This window comes from Nocardia wallacei, assembly GCF_029869545.1.
Lineage (GTDB): Bacteria > Actinomycetota > Actinomycetes > Mycobacteriales > Mycobacteriaceae > Nocardia > Nocardia wallacei_A.
Genome location: NZ_JARWQD010000261.1, coordinates 1 through 22,312, shown reverse-complemented (window position 1 = coordinate 22,312; position 22,312 = coordinate 1). Strand labels below are relative to the sequence as shown.

The window sequence follows — 22,312 nt, the reverse complement described above, 5'->3', positions numbered from 1 at the left end:
CGCAGGCCCACACACACCGATCCCACCCGCCCCACCCGTCATCCCCCCACCAGGTACCGCCGGACTCCCACCCGGACCAGGCGCACCACCCCCGGCCGCCCCAGCACCAGGCACACCACCCCCGGCCACACCGGCACCAGGCGCACCACTCCCGACCGCACCGGCGCCGGGCCTACCTGCCCCAGGCGCGCCAGTTCCGGGCACGCCTGCCCCGAGTGCACCCATCCCAGGCGGACCTGCCCCGAGCACGCCTGCACCAGCCGCACCCACCCCAGGTGCGCCCGCGCCGGGTACCCTCCCCCCGGGCGCACCTGCTGGAGCGAGTCCGGCTGCTCCGGCGCCCGGAGCGGGCGCGCCGACTCCGAACGCGCCCCTGCTCAAACCTGCGCCGTCCGTGCCGCCCGGGCCCGTTCCTCATGGACCCGCGCCGACGCCGAATCCTCCTGCGCCGCCGCCCATGCCGAGCGCACCGGCACCGCGGGAACCGATGGTCGTGCCGCCCGCCCCGGCCCCGCCGCCCGACCTGACCCCTTTCACCACCGCGGGCGGCACCGCCATCGGCGCCGCGGCCGCCGACGCCCTCGCCGACACACCGGACACCGCGGTACCGCGTCCTCGGATGCGCTATCAGGGCGACCGAGATCACCGCGCCCCACGTTTCGACCAGCATCACGAATCCCGCACCGCCCCAGCGGAATCGGACCTCGACGACAATCCCGACGCCGGTCCCCTCGACAGCGGAGCGGCCCCCCTCCACCCGCTCGGCGACGCGACATCGGGCGACGTCGAGGCCCTTCTCATCCCTGCCCGTTCTACCGACCAGACACACCCCGATGCCGAGGCGCCCGTAGACAACAACAGCACGAACTTCGCCGACAGCCACGCACTACCCGGCGAGAGCCAGACACCTGGCAACCACGTCCATTCCGCGGAAAACCGCGCGCAACCCGGCGACAGTCGGGCATCCGGCGACAGCAACCACGTCCGTTCCGAAAAGAGCCAGGCGCGGCACGGCGACGACAGGACGCCTGGCGACGGAAACGACGCCCATTCCACGAGCGACTGGGCGGTGGGCGGCCACGCTACGGCCGCAGCTCATCTCGATGGCGACGCGTCGCGATCCGGCGCGTTCGAGGCGGCTACCGGCCTGGCGGCATCGCCACTCGGCGGCCGTGAATCCCCTTCGGGCGGTACGGCTCCCGGCCTCGGTGACCTGCCCGGCAACCGTCTCGCAGGATCGGCGGTCGGCACCCGCTCGTTCGATGCGGACACCGTCGGATCGCGGGCCGAGGCCGCGTACACCCGTATCATCGGCGGCGAGGCCCCTGCGGCTCGTCTCGCATCGGGCGCCGATGCCGGATCGGAGACCACCGTCCGATCCGATCCACCGGATGGTTCGGACGCTCCCCCGGTCGGCACCGGCGGAGAAGGACCTGTGCACGACGACACCGGGGCGGTCTCGGACGCGACCGAATCCGGCGCAGCCGAATCCCGCCCCGGCAACCCACCAACCGGACAGGGTCGGAGCCCGGACCGGTATCGGAATGTTCCGCCCGTGATAGGTGCATAGATGGCATCCTGGTCGTTCGACGAAGAGCAATTCGCGGCCCTGTGGTACGGGCCCGCGAACGACCGCATGCTGTACCCGCTGCATTATCTGTCCCAGTTCGGCCACGTCAACGAGCGCGACCGGCACTGGGCGCAGATCCGGCACGAGTACTCCGAACAGGGCAGGCTGAGCTGGAACGAGGCCGACCTGCTGCGCCGGGCCTTCGCGGTGCTCACCGATCCGGAGGTCTGGGCGGAGATCCACGGGGTATCGCAGCAGGCCGGTCCGATCCGGGTCGCCGCAGCCCGGCACGACCGGCATGCCGCGCTGGCGATGCAGTTCACCCGGCGATCGCGGATCGAGGTGTCCATCACCGCCGCCGACCGGCTACCGGACCGGCTGGCCATGCTGCTGCCGGAGCAGTCGCCGGGCACCCGGGCCGCGGAAGCGTTCGCCGCCGCCGACCTCTATCCCGAGCGTCAGCCGATCCTGCGCTACACCGGCGAATCCACACCGCTGCAGCGGTATCGCCGCCTGGTCCGGCGCCCGGCCGGCGGCGCCGGGGTGATCACGGTCTTCCGCGGTCCGCGCCGCCAGGGCCTGCGCTCCCCGCGCAAGGTCGGCACGATGCGCTGGTACGACATCGACGACGACGGCCGCTACATGGAAACCGGCAGCCGCACCCTCACCGTCCGCCCCGCCGACGCCGCCTCGGTACGCGGCGCGATCACCCGCCTCCTCGACCACGCCCTGCTCGAATACCGCGAGTACGTCGAGGACCTCGGCGAATTCGCCCGCCAGCGCGTAGTCGACGCCCTGCCCCACCCCACCCGGGAATCCGCCCGGAACCCGACACCACCGACCGCGTGAGACCTCTTGCGCTGCCGAAGACTCTCAGCGCTTCGCGTCGGCCGTGCCGTCCGACGCAACGCCCGATTTTCATGCTCGCCAGTTTCGCGTTGATGTTGTCGGCGAGGGTGATCGACGGGTAACCCGGGTGGCCGATTCGGCGCCCGCACCCACTGCTCGCTGCCGCTGCGGGCTTTTCGCGATTGCGCTCGCGGCGAACACGACCGGCGCGGCAGGCGAGGCGAGCGCATGCTGGAGGCAGCATTGTAATCATGTAAGCGGGTGATCGTCGTGGACGACGAATCGATCGCGTGGGTCGGAGACGACGCCGAATCGGCGGGTTCGGACGCCCGACAGGCGAACCTGGAGGCCGGGCGAACGAATCCGGGCGCCAGGCAAGCGGATCCGAGCACCGGGCAGGCAAACGCGGAGCCCGGGCGAGCCGATCCGAATGGCGGGCAGGCGGGTTCGGAGGGCGAGGGTGAATTGCGCCGTGGGGTCGATGACGTGCTGGGCGGGCCCGGCGATGCCGCCGCGCTCGATGCGTACTCCAGGACCGTGATCGCGGTGGCTCGGGCGGTCACGCCGCATGTCGCGAGCGTGCAGACGCGGCGCGGCGGCGGATCGGCGGTGGTCTTCACCGATGACGGGTTTCTGCTGACCAACGCGCATGTGGTCGGGTCGGCGCACTCCGGGACGATCGTGTTCGCCGACGGCAGCGAGGCCCGCTTCGATGTGGTCGGCGTCGACCCGCTGTCGGACTTGGCCGTGCTCCGGTCGCGTAACGGTGCGCCGACGGCCGCGGCACTCGGCGACGCCGACGCCCTGGTGGTGGGACAGCTGGTGGTGGCCGTGGGCAGTCCGCTGGGGCTGGCGGGGTCGGTGACCGCGGGCGTGGTGAGCGCGCTCGGCCGCGCCGTCCCGGTCGGCACCCGCCGCACCGCCCGGGTGATCGAGGACGTCATCCAGACCGACGCGGCGCTCAACCCCGGCAATTCCGGTGGGGCACTGTCGGATTCGGCCGGTCGAGTGGTCGGCGTCAACACGGCGGTGGCCGGAATCGGTGTGGGACTGGCGATCCCGATCAACGCCACCACGCGCCGCATCATCAGCACGCTGCTCGCCGACGGCCGGGTGCGCCGCGCCTACCTCGGAGTCGTCGGCGTCCCCGCACCGCTACCCGCCGCCGTGGCCGCCCGCACCGGCCGTCGCGGCGCTCTGCGCATCGTCGAGGTCGTCCGGGGCGGTCCCGCCGATCGGGCCGGACTGCGCCGCGGCGACCTGATCCTGAGCGTGAACCGAGCGGAAATCCGTGACGCCCAGGGCATTCAGCGCCACCTGTTCGCCGAAGCCATCGGCCGCTCGCTCCCGGTCACGGTGCTGCGCAACGGCGCCATGGTCGACGTCCTCGCCGTCCCCATCGAACTCACGCCCGACTGATCCCCGTCGACAGCGCCCGAATCGCTGGTCTCGGCCCTCGAACCGGTGACCGCCCGGCATTGGTCGGACTCTCGCCTGTCTCGCCGGAATTCGTCGGACAACCCGCGATTCCGCCACCGAAACGCCATGACCCGCAGCACGTCCCGACGGCGACGACTACCTCAGGCCGAGGCGGCCAGGGTCGCGGACTGCCAGATGTCGGCCAGGTCCTGCAGCGGGACACCCAGCGCGCGGCTCAGGCCGACCACGGTGCCGAAGGCCGGACTGGGCAGGCGGCCCGATTCGATCTTGCGCAGCGTCTCCGGGGAGATACCGGCGTCGCGGGCCACCGCCGCGAGCTCCCGCCCGCCCCGCGCGGCACGCAGGTGGGCGCCGAGGCGGCGACCGGCCTCGACCTGGGCGGGCGTGAGGGGCAGGCGAACCATGCGGGCCAGACTACGACTGGTATACAAATACCGCAACTGCTACGGTCGGTATTAAAATACCAACTGGAGGTAGCACGTGGTCGAGTTGAAGACACCCGCCGAGATCGAGCGCATGCGCGTCACCGGGCAGTTCGTCGCCGAGGTCCTGGCCGAGCTGCGCGAGCGGGCCCGCGTGGGCGTGAATCTGCTGGACCTGGAACTACATGTCCGGCAACGGATTCGCGAGCGCGGCGCCGTCTCCTGCTACTGGGATTACGCGCCCTCGTTCGGTCGCGGCCCGTTCCGCAACACCGTCTGCCTGTCGGTGAACGACGCCGTCCTGCACGGCCTTCCGTTCGACTACACGCTGCGCGACGGCGACGTGCTGACCGCCGACCTCGCCGTGAGCATCGACGGCTGGGTGGCCGACTCGGCGACGACGGTCATCGTCGGCACGGCCGACGAGCAGGACAGCCGCCTGGTGCGCGCCACCGAGGAGGCATTGGCCGCGGCCATCGCGGCGGCGGTGCCGGGCAACCGGATCGGCGATATCTCCGCGGCCATCGCCGCCGTCGCGCGCTCCTACGGCTATCCCGTCAACACCGAATTCGGCGGCCACGGCCTGGGCCGCACCATGCACGAGGATCCGCACGTATCCAACGACGGCAGGCCCGGCCGCGGCATGACACTGCGGCCGGGCCTGACCATCGCCCTCGAGCCGTGGTTCGCCCGCACCACCGACCGCATCATCGTCGATCCGGACGGCTGGACGCTGCGCTCGGCCGACGGTTCGCGCACCGCGCATTCCGAGCACACCGTCGCGGTCACCGAGGACGGCCCGCGGGTCCTCACCCTGGCGGCCTGAACTCAGGGCTCCGGCACGCCCGGATACTCCGCAGCGATCAGATCGCGATCGGCGCGCGAGAGCTCCAGCGCCGCGAGTTCCCCGCGACGCTCGGCGGCCCGCGCCGAATCGCCCGTCGTCTCATGCAGATCCGCGAGCATCGCCAGCGCGCGGCCGCGCTCGAGCGGCGTCGCGGTGCGGGCGAACCGGCGCAGCCCCACCTCGAGCACCGTCACCGCCATCTCGTCGTTGCCCTTGAAATCCCGCAGGATCCGGGCGTTGTCGAGCACCCGCGCGAGACCCTCGAGATCGCGCGAACCGCCGTATTCGATATCCGGTTCGTCGTGCTCGATGTAGATGATCGAATTTCCGGCCGGGTCGACGACGGTGAACCGCGTCTGCCCGGGCCGGAACCGGGTGATGCGCGGTGTCCCGCGCCCCGGCACGCGGCCGTAGCGCTCGCGCAGACCCTCGCTGAACTCCCTGTGCCATCCCGCGGCGTCATCGATCAGCACCAGGCAGCCCACATGAGCCTCCTCCGCGCTGCCCGCATCCTTCGGCGTCGGTCCGAAATGCACCTCGTAGCCGTCGCGCGTCACCACGGCGTAGGTGTAGGGCCGGGTCTGCTCGTCGGTCACCGTGTAGCCGAGCGCCCGGTAGAAATCGAGCGTGACCGGAAGATCACCGCTCCACAACAGCGGAATCGAGGTGGCGCCCATACCGTCCACTCCTTCGCGTCACCTGGTAATCAAATTTGATTAGCCCAGCGTAGACGCGATTGGCGGCGGAAGTCAAACTTGAATAGCATGGCGTGAACCCGTGAAAGGAGCGCCGTGTCCGCCGTGCGACTGCTCGTGCTGGGAGTGATCCGGATGCATCAGCCGACCTACGGGTACGCGGTGCGCCGGGAGTTGCTGTCGTGGCGGGCCGAGACCTGGACCACGGTGCAGCCGGGGTCGATCTACCACGCGCTCAAGCAGCTCACCGCCGAGGGCAAGCTGCGGGCGGTGCGCACCGAGGACAGCAGCCGGGGCCCCGGGCGCACCCTGTTCGAGGTGACCGAGGCGGGCGAAGCGGAGTTCTTCGAGCGACTCGAGGCGGCGCTCGCCAGCGTGGACATGGAGGAGCACGGCGCCGGAATCGCGTTCATGCAGGCCCTGCCGCGCGCGCGAGTGATCGAGCTACTGACCGCGCAGCGCCGCTACGCCACCGAGATTCGTGACGGTCTGCTCGCCATGGTGCCCGAATTCCCCGGCCGCTACGACGCACCCCACTCCCCCGACCTGCTCGAACTGTGGAGCGGAGTCTTCGACAACTTCTCCGGCTGGACAGGGCGGCTGCTGTCCCGCCTCGAGGCCGGTGAGTACCACATGGCCGACGACGGCCCACGGTCCTGACCATCGCGCATCGGCCGCGCCCACGGTTAGGCTGTGACGGTGGACAATCCCTTCGGCCCCGTCGGCACCGCGAATTACGTTCTGCTGACCACATTCCGCAAGAACGGTAGCGCGGTGGCCACCCCGGTCTGGGCGGCGCTCGACGACAGCAGGCTCTACGTCTGGACGGCGACCGACAGCTGGAAGGTCAAGCGGATCCGCCGCGATTCCGCGGTGACGCTGCAGCCGTGCAACGCCACCGGCAAGCCGCGCGGCGCCGTGATCGACGGCACCGCACGGGTTCTCGACGCCGCGGGCAGCGAGCGGGTCCGCGGCCTGATCAAGCGCAAGTATTCGGTGCAGGGCTGGCTGATCGTCACCGGCAGCGTGCTGCGCCGGGGGCGGCAGGGCACCGTCGGCATCGAGATCACCGCCGGTCGCTGACACGGCTGCGCCCCGGGACATATCGGCCCGGGGCGCATATCACCGAAACGCCGCGTGGCGTAGCTCAGGCGGCGTATCCCGTCACGGCTGGTTCGCTCCGATCGCTCCACCGATCAGCCCGCCGACGATGCAGCCGAGAATCGCGCCGACTCCGAAGAACCAGATGCCGATCACGATTCCGATCACACAGCCGAGCGCCGCACCGCCGGCGATCTGGCCCGGGCTGCCGATATTCTTCAGCGCCTCCGTCTGCGGTGTCGGCGCGCTGATATCGGCCGCGTTCTCCGGCCGTACCGTCAATGTGGTTGCGGTACCGTCGACTTCGGCGACGACGCGCTCGAGCCGACCGGCCGCCTCGTACACCAGCGGCACCGTGGCCACCTGCGCACCGTTCGGCGCGTACACCGCCACGGCATCCGGCGTGACCTCGAACTTGCCTGCGGCCAGCGTGGTACTGACCGCCGACCGATCCTCGGCCAGGGTGGTGGTGTAGGCCACGCCCTGGTCGACCCCGCTGAACGACGGCCCGGCGACGCCCACCTGACCGTTCGCGGTGGCCCCCGTGATTCCCAGCGCGGCAGCGGACAGAACAGCTGTGGCAGCGAATTTGGCTATTCTCATGATCAATTCCTGTGCCTGGAGAATCCATTCGCGAACGGCCGTACGAAATTCCTCACACGATCGGCAAGATCGCCCGCACTGCGAATCGGATTCGTGGTCGAATTGTTCTCGGAGATAACGTTATCCACCGTCCGGCGCATGACCGGACGGTTGTCGCGACATTTCTTATGCTGCTCTTATCGAACACTCGGACCAAGCCCCAGCTTTCATGGGGAACCGCTATCACCGATCTCGCTACTCGAGTTCGCCCTCGGTCTCCAGGTACACCTGCCGCAACCGGTCGAGCGTCTCCGGCTCCGGATGCTCCCAGAGCTTGCGTTCGGCGGCCTCGAGCAGCCGCTCGGCGATCCCGTGCAGCGCCCACGGATTCGACTGCTCCATGAACTTGCGGTTCACGTCGTCGAAAACGTAACTCTCGGAGAGCTTTTCATACATCCAGTCCGCGACCACGTTGGTGGTGGCGTCGTAGCCGAACAGGTAGTCGACGGTGGCCGCCATCTCGAACGCGCCCTTGTAGCCGTGCCGGCGCATCGCCTCCAGCCAGCGCGGGTTCACCACGCGCGCACGGAATACGCGGGTGGTCTCCTCCGACAGCGTGCGGGTGCGCACGGCATCGGGCCGGGTGCTGTCGCCGATATAGGCCTCCGGATTGCTGCCGGTCAGCGCCCGCACCGCCGCGACCATGCCGCCGTGGTACTGGAAGTAGTCGTCGGAATCGGCGATATCGTGCTCGCGGGTGTCGGTGTTCTTGGCCGCCACCGCGATTCGCCGGTAGGCCGTGCGCATGTCGTCGGCCGCGGGGGCGCCGTCGAGGTCGCGGCCGTAGGCGTAGCCGCCCCACGCCGTGTACACCTGTGCCAGGTCGTCGTCGGTGCGCCAGCTCTTGGAGTCGATCAGCTGCAGCAGGCCCGCGCCGTAGGTGCCCGGCTTGGACCCGAAGATCCGCGTCGTCGCGCGCCGCTCGTCGCCGTGCCCGGCGAGATCCGACTCCGCGTGCGCCCGTACGTAATTCGACTCCTCCGGTTCGTCCAGTGCCGCCACCATCCGCACCGCGTCGTCCAGCAGCGCCAGCACGTGCGGGAAGGCGTCGCGGAAGAATCCGGAGATGCGCACGGTGACGTCGATGCGCGGACGGCCCAGCTCGTCGAGCGAGATCGGTTCCAGCGCGGTCACGCGGCGGCTCGCCTCGTCCCACACCGGCCGGACACCCAGCAGCGCAAGCACTTCGGCGATATCGTCACCGGAGGTCCGCATGGCCGAGGTGCCCCACACCGACAGGCCCACCGAGCGCGGATAGGCGCCGTGATCGGCCAGGTACCGCTGCAGCAGCGAATCCGCCATGGCCTGACCGGTTTCCCACGCCAGCCGCGACGGTACCGCCTTCGGGTCGACCGAGTAGAAGTTGCGGCCCGTGGGCAGCACGTTGATCAGACCACGCAGCGGGGAACCACTCGGCCCGGCCGGGATGAACCCGCCGTCCAGCGCGTGCAGGATCCGCTCGATCTCCACCCCGGTCTGCCGCAGCCGCGGCACGACTTCGGTTGCCGCGAAACGCAAGACGGCCCGCAGTGTGTCGATGCGGTCGGCCGCGGCCCCACCCGGTACGGGCTCGCCCACCGTGACATACCGATCGAGCACCTCGTCGACCGCGTCGGCCGCCCAGTCCGCGCCCTGCAGCGCCGCCAGCAGCGTCCGGGCGCGCGTCTCCACCGCGTCCACCCGTTCCCGCGATTCGTCTCCGGATTCGCTGAGCCCCAATGCCTCCCGCAGCCCCGGCACCGCGACCTCGCCGCCCCACAGCTGCCGTGCGCGCAGCATGGCCAGCACCAGATCCAGCTCGCCCTCCCCCACCGGCGCCTGCCCCAGCACGTGCAGGCCGTCGCGGATCTGGACATCCTTGATCTCGCAGAGCCAGCCGTCGACGTGCAGCAGCATATCGTCGAAGACGTCCTCGTCCGGGCGCTCGTCGAGACCCAGGTCGTGATCCAGCTTCGCGGCCCGCATCAGCGTCCAGATCTGCTGCCGGATGGCGGGCAGCTTCGCCGGATCGAGCGCGGAGATGTTGGCGTGCTCGTCGAGCAGCTGCTCCAGACGCGAGATGTCGCCGTAGGTTTCGGCGCGCGCCATCGGCGGGATCAGGTGGTCGACCAGGGTGGCGTGCGCGCGGCGCTTGGCCTGCGTGCCCTCTCCCGGATCGTTGACCAGGAACGGGTAGATCAGCGGCAGGTCGCCCAGTGCCGCGTCGGTGGCGCAGGCGGCCGACATCCCGAGGGTCTTACCGGGCAGCCACTCCAGGTTGCCGTGCTTGCCCAGGTGCACCATGGCGTCGGCCGCGAATCCGTCCGGGGCCGAAATCCACCGGTACGCCGCCAGATAGTGGTGGCTCGGGGGCAGATCCGGATCGTGATAGATGGCCACGGGATTCTCGCCGAAGCCGCGCGGCGGCTGCACCATCAGCACCACATTGCCGAAACGCAGTGCGGCGATGACGATCTCACCGGCGGGATCGGCCGAGCGGTCGACGTACAGTTCGCCGGGCGGCGGGCCCCACGCCTCGATCACCGCCGTGCGCAGTTCCTCGGGAAGGGTCTCGAACCACGCGGTGTATCGGGCCGCGCCGATGCGAATCGGGTTGCCCTCCAGCTGTTCCGCGGTCAGCCAGTCCGGATCCTGGCCGCCCGCGGCGATGAGCGCGTGGATCAACGCATCGCCGTCGCGCTCGTCCAGTCCGGGGATTTCGCCCGGGTCGCCGAGATCGTAACCGGCCGAACGCATCTCGGTCAGCAAACGGATGGCGCTCGCCGGGGTGTCCAGGCCCACGGCATTGCCGATACGCGCGTGTTTGGTGGGGTACGCGGACAGCATCAGCGCGATGCGCCGCCGCCCCGCGGGCAGGTGCCGCAACCGCGCGTGCCGCACAGCCAGACCCGCCACCCGCGCCGCGCGCTCCGGGTCCGGGACGTAGGCCGACAGGCCGTCGGCGTCGAATTCCTTGAACGAGAACGGCACCGTGATGATGCGGCCGTCGAATTCCGGCACCGCCACCTGGGTGGCCACGTCCAGCGGCGACAGCCCGTCGTCGTTGGCCTCCCATTGCGCGCGGCCGCTGGTCAGGCACAGGCCCTGCAGGATCGGCACGTCCAGCTCGGCCAGTTCGCCGATGTCCCAGGCCTCGTCGTCGCCGCCCGCGGACGCCGTCGCGGGTTTGGTGCCACCGGCCGCGAGCACCGTGACCACGAGTGCGTCGGCGCCGCGCAGGGTGTCGATCAGTTCCGGCTCCGCGGTGCGCAGCGAGGCGCAGTACAGCGGCAGCGGCCGCCCGCCCGCGTTCTCGATCGCGGTGCACAGCGCATCGACGTAGGCGGTGTTCCCGGCCAGATGCTGGGCCCGGTAATACAGCACCGCCACCCGCGGGCCGTCCACCACCCGCGCGTCGCGCTGCAGCTCACCCCAGCTGGGCAGCTCCACCGGCGGCTCGAAGCCGTGCCCGGTGAGCAGCACCGTATCGGACAGGAAGTTGTGCAGCTGGCGCAGATTCGCGGGGCCACCGGCGGCCAGATAGTTGTGCGCGTCGGCCGCGACACCACCGGGCACGGTCGAGCACTCCATCAGCTCGGCGTCGGGCGCCATCTCGCCGCCGAGCGCCACCACCGGAATTCCGCTGGCGCGCAGCGCGTCGAGCCCCGCCTCCCAGGCGCGGCGCCCGCCGAGGATGCGGACCACCACCAGATCGGCGCCCTCGAGCACACCGGGAAGGTCGTCGATCAGCAACCGGGCCGGATTGGCCAGGCGGTAGTCGGCGCCGCTGGCGCGGGCGGACAGCAGGTCGGTATCGGAGGTGGACAGCAGCAGAATCACGTTCGGCCTTCCTCGGGTGACGCGCCCATCAGGGAGTTGGCGCTCGCCAGGAGGGTCTGACTGTCACAGTGGCGCGACCGCACCGGAATTGCACCGGTTTCCTCGTGCTGCGCGAGCCCCCGGATGCTACCGCGCCGGTCGCCCACCACCGGAGCGGACCACGGGAGCTGTGCATCGAACTGACAACGACCTGCTGTTTCACCATTTTCCGCCCCGGCACAGCGGCGTACGCTCGGAATATGCCGAACTCCCCGGGATGGGCCAGGCGGAATCGCTTCGCCGCCTGGTCAGGAATTGTTTGCATGATGGTTGCCGTCGCATTGCTGGCCATGGCGCTGGCGGCAGCTGCAGGAGACCGCCACGATCTGCTGCTGATCGCCGCGGGCGTGTGTGCGGCGGTCGCGATCTTCGGTCTGCTCGTCTTCCAGACGACCAACCGCCGCGATCGCGCCGACCACCACGAGCGCCCACATCTGTTGGACGACAGCTACGTTCCGATTCCGCCGTGGAAGGGCCGTACCCGCGGCGGGGCCGACGAGAGAGGACGCTGATCGTATGCCGACAACCCCGAGCTGGGTCCGACGTAATCGTGTCGTCGCCTGGTTGAGCTACTTCGGCGTGCTGGTCGCCTTCGCGACGCTGGCCATGGCACTGACCGCCGCGGGCAGCGGCCACCAGGGCTGGGCGCTGCTGTCCGGCGGCATCTGCACCGCGACGGTGATCATCGGGCTCACCCTGTACGGCACCACCGTGCACCGCGATCACGCCGATCGGCACGCGGCGCCGAGTCTGCTCAACGATTGCTGGGAGCACACACCGACCTTCGCCCATCAGCGAGGCCCGGCCCCGCGGATCGCCGCCCGGCCGACCGGATCGGAGGGCTGACATCGTGTCGACCGCACCCCACCACACCGGACCCGCGCCGCGCTGGGTCAAGCGAAACCGGTTCGCCGCCTGGACGGGCTACGTCTGTCTGCTGCTGGCCTTCGCCTCGCTCGGGATCGGACTCACCTCGGCGGGACGCGCCGACGACGGCTGGGCGATCTTCTGGGCGGTGATATTCCTGATCGCCATCGGTCTGGGCATCGGGATCGTGGGCACGACCGTGCGCCGCGACCACGTCGAGGGGCACGAGACCCCGCACCTGCTCTGAGAACGGATCGTAGTCTGAAGACATCATGACTCGTTCCGCACCCGATTCCTGTCCCGGCGTCCTGCGGCTGCATCAGGCCGCCGACGGACCGCTGGCACGAATCCGGCTGCCCGGCGGTGTGCTGCTCCCGGACCAGCTGCGCGCCCTCGCCGAGGCGGCGCGCGAACTCGGCAACGGCGATATCGAACTGACCTCGCGCGGCAATGTGCAGCTGCGGCGGATGCACGACGCGGACGCGCTGGCGGCGCGGCTCGAGGCCGCGGGCCTGCTGCCCAGTCCCACGCACGAGCGGGTGCGCAATATCATCGCCTCGCCGCTGTCGGGCCGGGTGGGCGGGTGGACCGATGTGCACGCGCTGGTTCCCGAGCTGGACGCGCGGTTGCGGGCGGCTCCGGGGCTCGCCGAGCTGCCGGGGCGGGTGTTGTTCACCCTCGACGACGGGCGCGGCGATGTCAGCGGCCTCGGCGGCGATATCGGCGTGCATGCCGTCGGCGCGGACGAGTATGCCCTGGTGCTGGGCGGTCGCGACAGCGGTATCCGGGTGCCGGGCGCCGATGCCCTCGACGCCCTGCTCGCGGCGGCGCACGCGTTCCAGGAGCTGCGCGGCGAGCAGTGGCGGCTGCACGAGATCGACGACGGGCCCGCCCGGGTGGCGGCGCGGCTCGGTCTCGACGCCACGGCGCGGCCGCTGGAATTCGTTGCGAGCCACGATATTCCGATCGGCTGGCTCACCCAGTCCGACGGCCGGGTCGCGCTCGGCGCGGGCGTCCCGCTGGGCAGCCTGCCGGCGCGCACCGCCGAATTCGTTGCCGCCGTGGATCATCCGATCATCGTCACGCCGTGGCGCAGCCTGGTGGTCGCCGATCTCGGCGAGTCGCCCGCCGAACAGGTGGTCCGCGTGCTCGCGCCCATGGGCCTGATCTTCGACGCGAACTCGCCGTGGCTGCTGGTCACCGCCTGTGCGGGCAAACCCGGATGTGCCAAGTCCCGCACCGATGTTCGCGCCGATGCCGCCGCCGCGGTCGCCACGGGCCGGGTCGCGGCCGGTCCTTCCGACTCGGACCCGAACGGCGGGCTCACGCTTTCGGACGGCACCGACGCACACAGCGGTCTCGCGGCCGATGCCGTCGAGGTCGCGGGTCGCCAGCACTGGTCCGGCTGCGAGCGTCGCTGCGGCCGCCCGCGCGGGGCGCTCACCGATATCGTCGCCGCACCCGGCGGCTATCGCATCACCCCCGCGCACCACCGAACCCGCTGACCACCACCGGTTCCACCACGGGCGCCCGATCCCACGGTCCCACCGCCGTCCTGGGCCCGGCCGCTGCCACACCAGGAATTGATGGTCAGCTCCGCTCGGAATCACCTGCATGCCACGGACTTTCGCCCGGTGGTCAACCGGCGGCCGCCTCCTCGCGTGCCGCCCGCTCGGAATGCAGTTCGAGGGTGCAGCATTTGACGCTGCCACCGGCCTTCAGCAGTTCCGACAGGTCGATGCCGATCGGGTCGTAGCCGCGAGCGCGTAGTTGGTCGGCCAGTGCGGTGGCGCGGTCGCTCAGGAATACGTGGTGACCGTCGCAGACGCCGTTGAGGCCGAGCACGTGGGCATCGGCCGCGGTGGCGACGATCGCATCCGGATACAGCCGCGCCAGCATCCGCACGCTCGCCGCGTCGAACGCGGGCGGGTAGTAGGCGATGGTGCCGTCGAGAACCATCAGGGCCGTGTCGAGATGGTAGAAGTGCGGATCCACCAGGCGCAGCGACACCACCGGCAGGTCGAAGAACTCCGCCACCTCCCGGTGCGCCGCCCGCGAGCTGCGGAACCCGGTCCCGGCCAACACCCGGTCGCCGACGACCGCGAAATCGCCCTCGCCCTCGTTGATTTCGGCGGCCGCCGCGACCCGCGCCAGCCCCTGAGCGCTCAGCCAGCGGTGATACGCCGGGCCCTCCGCCCACCGCTCCGCATTCGCGAACCGCGCCGCCAGCGCGCGATCCCCGATCACCAGGCCGCCGTTGGCGGCGAACACCATATCGGGCAGATCCGGCTCGGCGGCGATCACGTCGACACGGTGACCGCACCGCTCGAATGCCGCCCGCAGCGACTCCCACTGCGCGAGCGCGCGGGCGCGATCCACCGGGGCGGCGACGTCCATCCACGGGTTGATCGCATAGCGCACGTCGAAATGGTCCGGGCGGCACATCAGGAAGCGGCGCGGTGTGCAGCGGCGGGCGGCGGGCGCGTGCATGGCGGTGACGGAGGTCAACGGGTCTCCTCGGGATCGGCGATCACGCGACTTGAAACGACGATAAGGGGCGTAGTGTTGCGCTCGGAATATCGATTCGTTGCGTGAGATCTCCAGTTGTCGGCGAATCATTGCTTCGAGGAGGCATCGTGGACGAGCTCGACCGCCGCATCCTCGCCCACCTGCTGCGGCAGGCCCGGGCCTCGTTCCAGGAGATCGGCGCGGCCGTCGGGCTGTCGGCGCCCGCGGTGAAACGGCGCGTCGACAAGATGGTCGCGGGCGGGCAGATCACCGGATTCACCGCGCTGGTCAATCCGGCGGCGCTGGGCTGGAAGACCGAGGCCTACGTCGAGGTGTACTACCGGGACAACATCTCCCCCGCAGAACTGCGCCGCGGGCTCGAGCCGATCCCGCAGGTCGTCGGCGTCTGGACCATCGCCGGAGAGGCCGACGCGCTCGTGCACGTCATGGCGACCGATATGGCGGAGATCGAATCGACCGTCGAGCGGATCCGGGAGAACGCCCGCGTCGGCCGCACCCGCAGCAGCATCGTGATGTCCCGGCTGCTCGAGCGGCCGCGAACCTGATCTCCGGGACCGGGCCGACCGGCCAGGGTGGCCCCGCGGGCGCACGGACCGCCGCTTAGGGTGGAGGCCATGTCCGACGTACGCACCACCTACCTCACCGACGGGCCCGAGATCTATCGGCGCTCGTTCGCGACCATCCGCGCCGAGGCCGAACTGGACCGGTTCCCGGCCGATGTCGCGCAGGTGGTGGTGCGCATGATCCACGCGTGCGGCCAGGTCGACCTCGCCGCCGACGTGGGCCACAGCCCCGAGGTGGTCGCGCGGGCGCGCGCCGCGTTGCGCGCGGGGGCGCCGATCCTGTGCGATGCGACCATGGTGGCCGCGGGCGTCACGCGCCGACGGCTGCCCGCGGACAACGAGGTGCTCTGCCTGCTGAACGATCCCCGGGTGCCGGAACTGGCGCAGACCATGGGGAACACGAGATCGGCCGCGGCACTGGAACTCTGGCGCGATCGGCTGGGTGGTGCGGTGGTCGCCGTCGGCAATGCCCCCACCGCGCTGTTCCATCTGCTCGACATGCTCGACGCGGGCGCGCCCCGCCCCGCCGCGGTGCTCGGTATTCCGGTCGGGTTCGTCGGCGCCGCCGAATCCAAGCGGGCGCTGGCCGACCACGGCGGCGTCGAGTATCTGACGGTGCACGGGCGCCGCGGCGGCAGCGCCATCACCGCCGCCGCGCTCAATGCGATTGCGAGCGAACAGGAATGACCGATTCGGGCGCGACGACTCCGGCCGGGGCCGGGAAGCTGTGGGGCATCGGACTGGGTCCGGGTGACCCGGAGCTGGTGACGGTGAAGGCGGCGCGGCTCATCGGCGCGGCCGACGTGATCGCCTTCCACAGCGCCCGGCACGGGCGCAGCATCTCCCGCGGCATCGCCGCGCCGTACATGCGGCCCGGACAGCTCGAAGAACACCTGATCTATCCGGTCACCACCGAGACCACCGCGCATCCCGGCGGGTATCAGGGCGCCATCGACGAGTTCTACGAGCAGGCGGCCGCCACCCTCGCCCGGCATCTGGCGGCCGGGCGCACGGTGGCCCTGCTGGCCGCGGGCGACCCCCTGTTCTACAGCTCCTACATGCACATGCACCGCCGCCTGGCCGGGCGCTTCGAGGCCGAGATCGTCCCCGGCATCACCTCGGTCAGCGCCGCCGCGGCCGCGCTGGGCACCCCGCTGGTCGAGGGCGAGCAGGTGCTCACGGTGCTGCCCGGCACCCTGCCCGCCGACCGGCTCGCACGCCGGCTCGCCGACTCCGAGGCGGCCGCCGTGATGAAGCTGGGCCGCACGTATCCCGCTGTGCGCCGGGCACTCTCGGAGTCCGGACGCCTCGCCGACGCCTACTACGTCGAACGGGCCAGCACCGGCCGCCAGCGCATCCTGCGCGCCGCCGACGTCGACGACGCCGAGGTCCCCTACTTCGCCATCGCCGTCGTGCCCGGCCCCGAGCCGACCACCGACATCCCGCTGACCCACCGCGATGCCGACGACCTCGGCGCGCAGGCGCCCGCGGGCACGCCCGCACCCTCGCCCACCGAGTCGGTGGCGGCCGAGATCGGCACCGGCGCTTCGGCTCCGGCGGCCGTCGACCCCGCACTCGATGGGCCGCAGGAGGTTTCGTCCCTGCCGGTGCCGGTCTCCGGCGAGGTGGTGGTCGTAGGACTGGGCCCCGGTGCGCCCGAGTGGACCACCCCGGAGGTCGCCCGGGCACTGGCCGAGGCCACCGACATCGTCGGTTACGCGACGTATGTCGACCGGGTCCCGGTAGCCCCCGGGCAGCGGCGGCACGCCAGCGACAACCGGGTGGAGTCCGAACGGGCCGCCATGGCGCTGGATCTCGCGCGGCGCGGCGGGCGGGTGGTCGTCGTCTCCTCCGGCGATCCCGGCGTGTTCGCCATGGCCGCGGCGGTCGTGGAGGAGTCGGCGGATCCGCGGTGGCGCGATGTCCCGGTGCGTGTGCTGCCCGGCATGACCGCGGCGAGCGCGGTCGCCTCCCGGGTCGGCGCACCCCTCGGTCACGACTTCGCGATGATCTCGCTGTCGGACCGGCTCAAGCCGTGGGAGGTGGTGGCGCAGCGGCTGTCGGCGGTGGCCGCGGCCGATATGGCGGTCGCCGTGTACAACCCGGCGTCCTCGCAGCGCACCTGGCAGGTGGCCGCCCTGCGCGACCTCATGCTCGACCATCGCAAGCCGGACACCCCGGTGGTCCTCGGCCGCGACGTGGGCGGGCCCACCGAATCGGTCCGCGTCACCACGCTGGCCGAGCTCGATCCCACCGAGGTCGACATGCGCACGCTGCTCATCGTCGGCGCCTCGACCACGACGGCCTTCGACACCCCCACCGGCACCCGCGTCTTCACCTCCCGCCGCTACGCCACGCGGTGACAGCGTCCTTCGGGCACACCTCGGCCTCCGCCCGCGCGCGGGTTCCGGCGCGGTCCGCAGCGGGTACACAGACACATTGTGCGCGGGAGTCGCGCCTCCGGGCGCATTCACCGCTAATATTCCAATGTAGAGGGTCAATGTGTGGGAAGGGGCAGGTGTGGCCGAGGGCGCGCCGAAGCGGGGGTTGAATTCGACCGCGGCATCGCTGCTGGGGTTTCTGCACGAGGGGCCGATGTCGGGGTGGGATCTGGTGAATCTCGCCCAGGATCGGATCGGGGACTTCTGGACCGTCACACAGAGCCAGGTCTATCGCGAGCTGGGGACGATGGACAAGGCCGGGCTGGTGCGCAAGGGCGAGACGGGCGCACGGGACCGGACGCCGTATCACCTCACCGACGCGGGCCGGGAGGCCTTCGCCGAGTGGATCGCCCGCGATCCCGGCGCCGAGACCATCCGGGTGCCGCTGCTGCTGACGCTGTCGTTCGGGGAGTTCGTGGAGCCCGGGCGGCTGGACCGGATCATCGCCGCCAACCGGGAGATCCACGAGCAGCGCCTGGCCGGATATCTCGACGGGCTGGGCGACGAGCGGTCCCAAGGCGAGCGCGCCACGCTGGATTTCGGGATCCGCTACGAGCGCGCGGTGCTGGAGTGGTTCGACCGGCTGCCCGAGCTACTGGGCCGGACCGTCGCCGATCACGCCTGAGCGCGCAGCCAATCCCACGCCGCCCCAGCGGTTTCCACCGTCAGCGCACCGGCGGGCAGCGGGGGGCGGTCGACCATCACGACCGGGATGTGCCGCTCTCGTGCGGCGGTGAGTTTGGCCGCGGTCAGCTCACCCCCGCTGTCCTTGGTGACCAGCACGTCGATGCGGCGATCCGCCAGCAGGCGCGCCTCGTCCGCGACGGTGAAAGGCCCACGGGCGAGCAGCATCTCGTGGTCCGGGGGGCAGGGGCCGGACGGCGGGTCGATCGCGCGGATCAGGAACCACCGGCCGCTCAGGTGCGCGAACGCCCCGACGCCCTGGCGGCCGATCGTCAGGAATATCCGAGTCCCGGTGCGCGCCACCGTCTCCGCGGCGGCGGCCAGGTCGGGGACGCGTAGCCACCTGTCGCCGGGTGCCTCCCGCCATCCCGCGCGACGCAGGTGCACCACCGGTAGGCCCAGACTCGCCCCGGCCGCCGTGGCGTGCTCGGTCATGGTTGCGGCGAACGGATGCGTGGCGTCCACCAGCACCTGGATACCGTTGTCCGACAACCAGGTTCGCAGGCCATCGGTGCCACCGAATCCGCCGACACGCACCGGACCGGCGGGCAGCACGGGCGCGCGAACCCGCCCGGCGAGCGAGGACACGACCTCGAATCCCGGCTCGCGCCCGGCGGTCTCGGCCAGCTCCCGCGCCTCCCGGGTGCCGCCGAGAATCAGCACCCTCAGACCTTTTGCCGGGCTCGGCAGCGACGCCCGCTTCCCGTTCATGCGGCCTTGGTGACGGACCACTGGGCGACCGGCAGCTGGGGCCGCCACGTGGTGAATCCGCCCAGGGGTTCGGCACGGTACACCTGGAATTTCCGCAACGCTCCCCCGTGGTCGGCGGCCCACTCCAGCAGCCGCGCCTCCGACTCCGCGGTCACGGCGTTCGCCACCATCCGGCCGCCGGGTCGCAGTCGCGCCCAGCAGGTTTCGAACACCCCGGGCTGGGTGAGCCCGCCGCCCAGGAAGACGGCGTCGGGCTCGGTGAAGTCACCGTCGCCCAGTTCGGCGAGCACCTCGCCGCGGACGTCGATGCCGGGCACGCCCAATGCCGTTGCGTTCTCGGCGATCTGCCGTCGGCGCGGCTCGGCTCGTTCGAAAGTGACCGCGCGGCAGGAGCGATGCGTGCGGCACCATTCGATGGCGATGGTGCCCGAGCCGCCGCCGATATCCCACAGCAGTTCGCCGGGCGCCGGGGCGAGCGCGGCGACGGCCAGCGTTCGCACCTCCGCCTTGGTGAGCTGGCCGTCCCCGTCGTACACCCCGTCGGGCAGCCCGGGCAGCCGGGTCAGGCGCGGGGTGTCCGGGTCGGCGACGCACTCGAGGGCGACGATGTTCAGTGGGTCACCGGGCGGTTCGTCCCATGTCCCGGCGGTACCCGACACCCGGCGCTCGCCCGGTCCGCCGAGTTGTTCCAGCACGGTGAGGGCCGTCTCGCCGAAGCCGTTGCGCGCCAGCAGTTTCGCAAGTTCGGCCGGTGCGGCCGCGTCGGGGGCGAGCACCAGGATGCGGCGCCCATCGGTCAGCTCCGGGACCACCGTCTCGAGCCGTCGGCCCACGACGCTCACCACGGGAACGTCGGCCACCGCCCAGCCCAGCCGCGCGCACGCCAGCGCCGCCGACGACGGCTGCGGCAGGACCCGAAGCGCCTGCGGACCCACCAGTTCCGCCAGCGTCACCCCGATCCCGTAGAACATCGGATCACCGCTGGCCAGCACGCACACCCGCGAACCACGGTGCGCCGCAAGCAGATCCGGCAGTGCGGGCAGCAGCGGCGACGGCCAGGCCATCCGCTCCGGCTGGTGCACCTCCTCCGGCACCAGTTCCAGCTGCCGAGCCGACCCGAACAACACCTCCGCGTCCGAGATCGCGCTACGGCTCAATTCCCCGAGCCCACCCCACCCGTCGGCCCCGATCCCGACAACCGCGACAGGAGTCCCGGTCGGCCACAGGATCTTTCCCGCCACGGCCGTCATCGCTCCCCCTCCCCGCGACGCCCTCGTCCCGCGGATGTCGTGCGCCGAGCCGACCCGGCCCGACACTGCGACAGGCCCGGGCCGCGGAGCTCGAATGCGGCGCTCATCGCGGCAGGCGCCGCCAGATCGCCTGCGGCACGAAGCGTGCCGCGAAATACATCGCCCGCAGGATGCCGGGCACCCAGACATATCTCGTGCGGCGCCGCAGGCCGGTGACCACGGCCCGCGCTACCTCGTCGGGGGTGCTCGAGAACGGAGCCGGGTCCATGCCCGCGGTCATCGCCCCGATGACGAACCCGCAGCGGATCAGCAGCAGGTGAACCCCGCTGCCGTGCAACGCATCCGAGAGCCCGCTCGCGAAACCGTCGAGACCGGCCTTGGCCGAGCCGTAGACATAGTTGGCGCGACGCACCCGGAAGCCCGCCACCGAGCTGAACACCGCGAGCTGCCCGCTGCCCTGCGCCCGCAGCAGATTCGCCAGCGTCGTGAGCACGCTGATCTGCGCGACGTAATCGGTCTGCGCGACCGCGATCGCCGCCGCCGGGTCGCGTTCGGCACGCGCCTGGTCGCCGAGCACGCCGAAGGCCACCACCGCCACCCCGATGCGGCCGTGGTCGGCGGCGATCTTCTCCAGCAGCGGCTGATGGCTCGCCAGGTCGTCGGCGTCGAATTCCACGCGGTGCACGGCGGTCGCACCGGCCCCTTCGAGGCGGGACTGCTGCGCGTCCAGATCGCCGCTGCGCCGGGCCGCCAGGACCACCACGCGCCCGGCCGCCAGCCGCTCGGCGATCTCGAGGCCCATTTCGCTGCGCCCGCCCAGCAGCAGGATCGCGCCCTCGTCCACATCGTGTCCTCGCACACCCATGGCCCACAGTCTGCCAAACCGGCCGGGTGCCGCCGTCGGCACGCGGCCCGCCTTGCTACCGTCGCGGTCATGACCAGCGCCGACACTCGGATCGAACTACCCCCCGCCGCACTCGGGTTCGTGACCGAGCGGCACCTCGCGACGCTGACCACGCTGCGCGCCGACGGCACCCCGCACGTGGTGGCGGTCGGCTTCACCTGGGACGCGGAGGCCGCCATCGCGCGGGTCATCACCTCCGACCACATGGTGAAGGCCCGCAATGTGCGCCGGTCGGGATACGCGGCCGTGAGTCAGGTCGACGGCAGGCGCTGGCTCACCCTCGAGGGCCCCGCCGAGGTGCTCACCACGCCCGCCGAGGTAGCCGACGCCGAAGACCGCTACGCGCTGCGCTACCGCACCCCCCGCGAAAACCCGCACCGCGTCGTCATCGCCATCCGCGTCACCCGCGTCCTGTCCAGCAGCACGCTGCGGGCCTGAGCGCGACCACCCGGCCCCTCAGACCACCGTGAGGCCGTGGGGTCGGTTGTTCATGGGCTCGCAGCCGTCCTCGGTGACCACCACGATGTCCTCGATGCGGGCGCCCCACTCACCGGCGAAATAGATGCCCGGTTCGATGCTGAATGCCATGCCGGGCCGCAGCACCACGTCGTTGCCGACCATGATGTAGGGCTCCTCGTGCACCGACAGGCCGATGCCGTGGCCGGTGCGGTGGATGAACTTGTCCCCGAAACCGGCCTCGGTCAACGGGTTTCGCGCGGCGGCGTCGACGGATGCGGCCGTGACGCCCGGGCGCAGGGGCCCCCCCCGGGGCGGCAGGGGGCGGCGCCGATTGGCGGAGCCCGCGGGAGCGTGGATTCGGGCCGTCGGCTATCACGACGGCGAGACGAGCCTGAGCCGGGACACGCTGGATCGGATAGTGGGCGAGCGCGCGGTCCGCGTCCAGCATCGCTCCGGCGCATTGTGGATACTCAATTCCCG

At 71.3% G+C, this 22,312-nt stretch carries 24 protein-coding genes, 1 pseudogene and 1 riboswitch; of the genes and pseudogenes, 15 read left to right on the top strand and 10 right to left on the bottom strand.

Annotated elements, in window-relative coordinates:
• Positions 1-38 precede the first annotated feature (38 nt).
• Positions 39-311 carry a hypothetical protein gene (locus QH290_RS22435; RefSeq protein ID WP_280384917.1) on the bottom strand — a complete coding sequence of 91 codons (273 nt, stop codon included), beginning with the start codon at positions 309-311 and terminating at the stop codon, positions 39-41.
• Between the two features lie 146 nt (positions 312-457).
• Between QH290_RS22435 and QH290_RS22430 the strand changes: the two genes are divergently transcribed.
• The 3 genes from QH290_RS22430 (at position 458) to QH290_RS22420 (ending at position 3,838) form a co-directional block, all read left to right on the top strand.
• Positions 458-1,570 carry a TrbL/VirB6 family protein gene (locus QH290_RS22430; protein WP_280384915.1) on the top strand — a complete coding sequence of 371 codons (1,113 nt, stop codon included), beginning with the start codon at positions 458-460 and terminating at the stop codon, positions 1,568-1,570.
• A complete protein-coding gene (locus QH290_RS22425) occupies positions 1,571-2,419 on the top strand; it encodes an ESX secretion-associated protein EspG (RefSeq protein WP_280384913.1) in 849 nt (282 codons plus the stop codon).
• A 489-nt stretch (positions 2,420-2,908) separates the two neighbouring features.
• Positions 2,909-3,838, top strand: a complete 930-nt coding sequence (locus tag QH290_RS22420; RefSeq protein WP_280384919.1) for a S1C family serine protease — start codon at positions 2,909-2,911, stop codon at positions 3,836-3,838.
• Positions 3,839-3,999: 161 nt separating this feature from the next.
• Here the strand turns inward: QH290_RS22420 and QH290_RS22415 are convergent, their stop codons facing one another.
• Positions 4,000-4,263 (bottom strand): helix-turn-helix transcriptional regulator, encoded by a 264-nt coding sequence (locus QH290_RS22415; protein WP_280384911.1) that lies wholly within the window; start codon positions 4,261-4,263, stop codon positions 4,000-4,002.
• A 76-nt stretch (positions 4,264-4,339) separates the two neighbouring features.
• On the opposite strand from QH290_RS22415, the gene map reads away from it, so the two are divergent.
• Positions 4,340-5,107 (top strand): type I methionyl aminopeptidase, encoded by a 768-nt coding sequence (gene map, locus QH290_RS22410; protein ID WP_280263146.1) that lies wholly within the window; start codon positions 4,340-4,342, stop codon positions 5,105-5,107.
• 2 nt (positions 5,108-5,109) lie between these two features.
• Here map and QH290_RS22405 read toward each other — a convergent pair whose 3' ends face one another.
• Positions 5,110-5,805: a VOC family protein gene (locus QH290_RS22405; protein WP_280384909.1), complete on the bottom strand. Its 696-nt coding sequence runs from the start codon at positions 5,803-5,805 to the stop codon at positions 5,110-5,112.
• Between the two features lie 114 nt (positions 5,806-5,919).
• Between QH290_RS22405 and QH290_RS22400 the strand changes: the two genes are divergently transcribed.
• A complete protein-coding gene (locus QH290_RS22400) occupies positions 5,920-6,483 on the top strand; it encodes a PadR family transcriptional regulator (protein WP_280263150.1) in 564 nt (187 codons plus the stop codon).
• 39 nt (positions 6,484-6,522) lie between these two features.
• Complete coding sequence (locus tag QH290_RS22395) at positions 6,523-6,906, top strand: PPOX class F420-dependent oxidoreductase (RefSeq protein WP_280384907.1); 384 nt, start codon at positions 6,523-6,525, stop codon at positions 6,904-6,906.
• Positions 6,907-6,987: 81 nt separating this feature from the next.
• Here the strand turns inward: QH290_RS22395 and QH290_RS22390 are convergent, their stop codons facing one another.
• Positions 6,988-7,527 (bottom strand): DUF8020 domain-containing protein, encoded by a 540-nt coding sequence (locus tag QH290_RS22390; RefSeq protein WP_280263154.1) that lies wholly within the window; start codon positions 7,525-7,527, stop codon positions 6,988-6,990.
• Between the two features lie 234 nt (positions 7,528-7,761).
• The gene (gene cobN, locus QH290_RS22385) at positions 7,762-11,385 is read right to left on the bottom strand and encodes a cobaltochelatase subunit CobN (protein ID WP_280384905.1); all 3,624 of its coding nucleotides are present in this window, start codon (positions 11,383-11,385) and stop codon (positions 7,762-7,764) included.
• 41 nt (positions 11,386-11,426) lie between these two features.
• A riboswitch (adenosylcobalamin-variant (AdoCbl-variant) riboswitch) is annotated at positions 11,427-11,502 on the bottom strand.
• Between the two features lie 185 nt (positions 11,503-11,687).
• Here cobN and QH290_RS22380 point away from each other — a divergent pair.
• Genes QH290_RS22380 through cobG form a run of 4 tightly spaced genes read left to right on the top strand, consistent with a single transcriptional unit; the run spans position 11,688 to position 13,796 of the window.
• Positions 11,688-11,936, top strand: coding sequence for a hypothetical protein (locus QH290_RS22380; RefSeq protein ID WP_280263158.1), 249 nt, complete (start codon positions 11,688-11,690; stop codon positions 11,934-11,936).
• Positions 11,937-11,940: 4 nt separating this feature from the next.
• The gene (locus QH290_RS22375) at positions 11,941-12,270 is read left to right on the top strand and encodes a hypothetical protein (protein ID WP_280384903.1); all 330 of its coding nucleotides are present in this window, start codon (positions 11,941-11,943) and stop codon (positions 12,268-12,270) included.
• A 4-nt stretch (positions 12,271-12,274) separates the two neighbouring features.
• Entirely contained in the window at positions 12,275-12,538 is a 264-nt protein-coding gene (locus tag QH290_RS22370) for a hypothetical protein (protein WP_280263162.1), read from the top strand.
• Between the two features lie 25 nt (positions 12,539-12,563).
• Positions 12,564-13,796 (top strand): precorrin-3B synthase, encoded by a 1,233-nt coding sequence (cobG, locus tag QH290_RS22365; protein WP_280384901.1) that lies wholly within the window; start codon positions 12,564-12,566, stop codon positions 13,794-13,796.
• 133 nt (positions 13,797-13,929) lie between these two features.
• Here cobG and ddaH read toward each other — a convergent pair whose 3' ends face one another.
• Positions 13,930-14,799 carry a dimethylargininase gene (ddaH, locus tag QH290_RS22360; RefSeq protein WP_280384899.1) on the bottom strand — a complete coding sequence of 290 codons (870 nt, stop codon included), beginning with the start codon at positions 14,797-14,799 and terminating at the stop codon, positions 13,930-13,932.
• A 128-nt stretch (positions 14,800-14,927) separates the two neighbouring features.
• Between ddaH and QH290_RS22355 the strand changes: the two genes are divergently transcribed.
• The 4 genes from QH290_RS22355 to QH290_RS22340 all read left to right on the top strand — a co-directional run bounded on the left by QH290_RS22355 (position 14,928) and on the right by QH290_RS22340 (position 18,449).
• A complete protein-coding gene (locus QH290_RS22355) occupies positions 14,928-15,365 on the top strand; it encodes an Lrp/AsnC family transcriptional regulator (RefSeq protein ID WP_280263168.1) in 438 nt (145 codons plus the stop codon).
• 69 nt (positions 15,366-15,434) lie between these two features.
• A complete protein-coding gene (locus QH290_RS22350; RefSeq protein WP_280263169.1) occupies positions 15,435-16,070 on the top strand; it encodes a precorrin-8X methylmutase in 636 nt (211 codons plus the stop codon).
• On the top strand, positions 16,067-17,746 hold the full coding sequence (locus tag QH290_RS22345; protein WP_280384897.1) for a precorrin-2 C(20)-methyltransferase: 1,680 nt from the start codon (positions 16,067-16,069) through the stop codon (positions 17,744-17,746). The genes QH290_RS22350 and QH290_RS22345 overlap by 4 nt, the downstream gene beginning before the upstream one ends.
• A 157-nt stretch (positions 17,747-17,903) precedes the next feature.
• Positions 17,904-18,449, top strand: a complete 546-nt coding sequence (locus tag QH290_RS22340) for a PadR family transcriptional regulator (protein WP_280263172.1) — start codon at positions 17,904-17,906, stop codon at positions 18,447-18,449.
• Here the strand turns inward: QH290_RS22340 and QH290_RS22335 are convergent.
• The 3 genes from QH290_RS22335 to dprE2 form a co-directional block, all read right to left on the bottom strand.
• A complete protein-coding gene (locus tag QH290_RS22335) occupies positions 18,440-19,219 on the bottom strand; it encodes a cobalt-precorrin-6A reductase (RefSeq protein WP_280384895.1) in 780 nt (259 codons plus the stop codon). The genes QH290_RS22340 and QH290_RS22335 overlap by 10 nt on opposite strands.
• Positions 19,216-20,469 (bottom strand): precorrin-6y C5,15-methyltransferase (decarboxylating) subunit CbiE, encoded by a 1,254-nt coding sequence (cbiE, locus tag QH290_RS22330; protein ID WP_280384893.1) that lies wholly within the window; start codon positions 20,467-20,469, stop codon positions 19,216-19,218. Before cbiE ends, QH290_RS22335 begins: the two co-directional genes overlap by 4 nt.
• Before the next feature lie 103 nt (positions 20,470-20,572).
• Complete coding sequence (dprE2, locus tag QH290_RS22325; protein WP_280384891.1) at positions 20,573-21,334, bottom strand: decaprenylphospho-beta-D-erythro-pentofuranosid-2-ulose 2-reductase; 762 nt, start codon at positions 21,332-21,334, stop codon at positions 20,573-20,575.
• A 69-nt stretch (positions 21,335-21,403) separates the two neighbouring features.
• Between dprE2 and QH290_RS22320 the strand changes: the two genes are divergently transcribed.
• Entirely contained in the window at positions 21,404-21,811 is a 408-nt protein-coding gene (locus tag QH290_RS22320; protein WP_280263181.1) for a PPOX class F420-dependent oxidoreductase, read from the top strand.
• 18 nt (positions 21,812-21,829) lie between these two features.
• On the opposite strand, the pseudogene QH290_RS22315 reads toward QH290_RS22320, so the two are convergent.
• Positions 21,830-22,126, bottom strand: a pseudogene (locus tag QH290_RS22315) (M24 family metallopeptidase); the annotation flags it as partial.
• Positions 22,127-22,312: the final 186 nt, after the last annotated feature.

Excerpts from the sequence above, each read along its gene's own strand:
- cobG (WP_280384901.1), top strand. The coding sequence starts at position 12,564 with ATGACTCGTTCCGCACCCGATTCCTGTCCCGGCGTCCTGCGGCTGCAT.
- QH290_RS22375 (WP_280384903.1), top strand. The coding sequence starts at position 11,941 with ATGCCGACAACCCCGAGCTGGGTCCGACGTAATCGTGTCGTCGCCTGG.
- dprE2 (WP_280384891.1), bottom strand. The coding sequence starts at position 21,334 with ATGGGTGTGCGAGGACACGATGTGGACGAGGGCGCGATCCTGCTGCTG.
- QH290_RS22430 (WP_280384915.1), top strand. The coding sequence starts at position 458 with ATGCCGAGCGCACCGGCACCGCGGGAACCGATGGTCGTGCCGCCCGCC.
- QH290_RS22345 (WP_280384897.1), top strand. The coding sequence starts at position 16,067 with ATGACCGATTCGGGCGCGACGACTCCGGCCGGGGCCGGGAAGCTGTGG.
- cbiE (WP_280384893.1), bottom strand. The coding sequence starts at position 20,469 with ATGACGGCCGTGGCGGGAAAGATCCTGTGGCCGACCGGGACTCCTGTC.
- QH290_RS22415 (WP_280384911.1), bottom strand. The coding sequence starts at position 4,263 with ATGGTTCGCCTGCCCCTCACGCCCGCCCAGGTCGAGGCCGGTCGCCGC.
- QH290_RS22390 (WP_280263154.1), bottom strand. The coding sequence starts at position 7,527 with ATGAGAATAGCCAAATTCGCTGCCACAGCTGTTCTGTCCGCTGCCGCG.
- QH290_RS22405 (WP_280384909.1), bottom strand. The coding sequence starts at position 5,805 with ATGGGCGCCACCTCGATTCCGCTGTTGTGGAGCGGTGATCTTCCGGTC.
- QH290_RS22350 (WP_280263169.1), top strand. The coding sequence starts at position 15,435 with ATGTCCGACGTACGCACCACCTACCTCACCGACGGGCCCGAGATCTAT.
- QH290_RS22425 (WP_280384913.1), top strand. The coding sequence starts at position 1,571 with ATGGCATCCTGGTCGTTCGACGAAGAGCAATTCGCGGCCCTGTGGTAC.
- QH290_RS22380 (WP_280263158.1), top strand. The coding sequence starts at position 11,688 with ATGATGGTTGCCGTCGCATTGCTGGCCATGGCGCTGGCGGCAGCTGCA.
- QH290_RS22320 (WP_280263181.1), top strand. The coding sequence starts at position 21,404 with ATGACCAGCGCCGACACTCGGATCGAACTACCCCCCGCCGCACTCGGG.
- QH290_RS22335 (WP_280384895.1), bottom strand. The coding sequence starts at position 19,219 with ATGAACGGGAAGCGGGCGTCGCTGCCGAGCCCGGCAAAAGGTCTGAGG.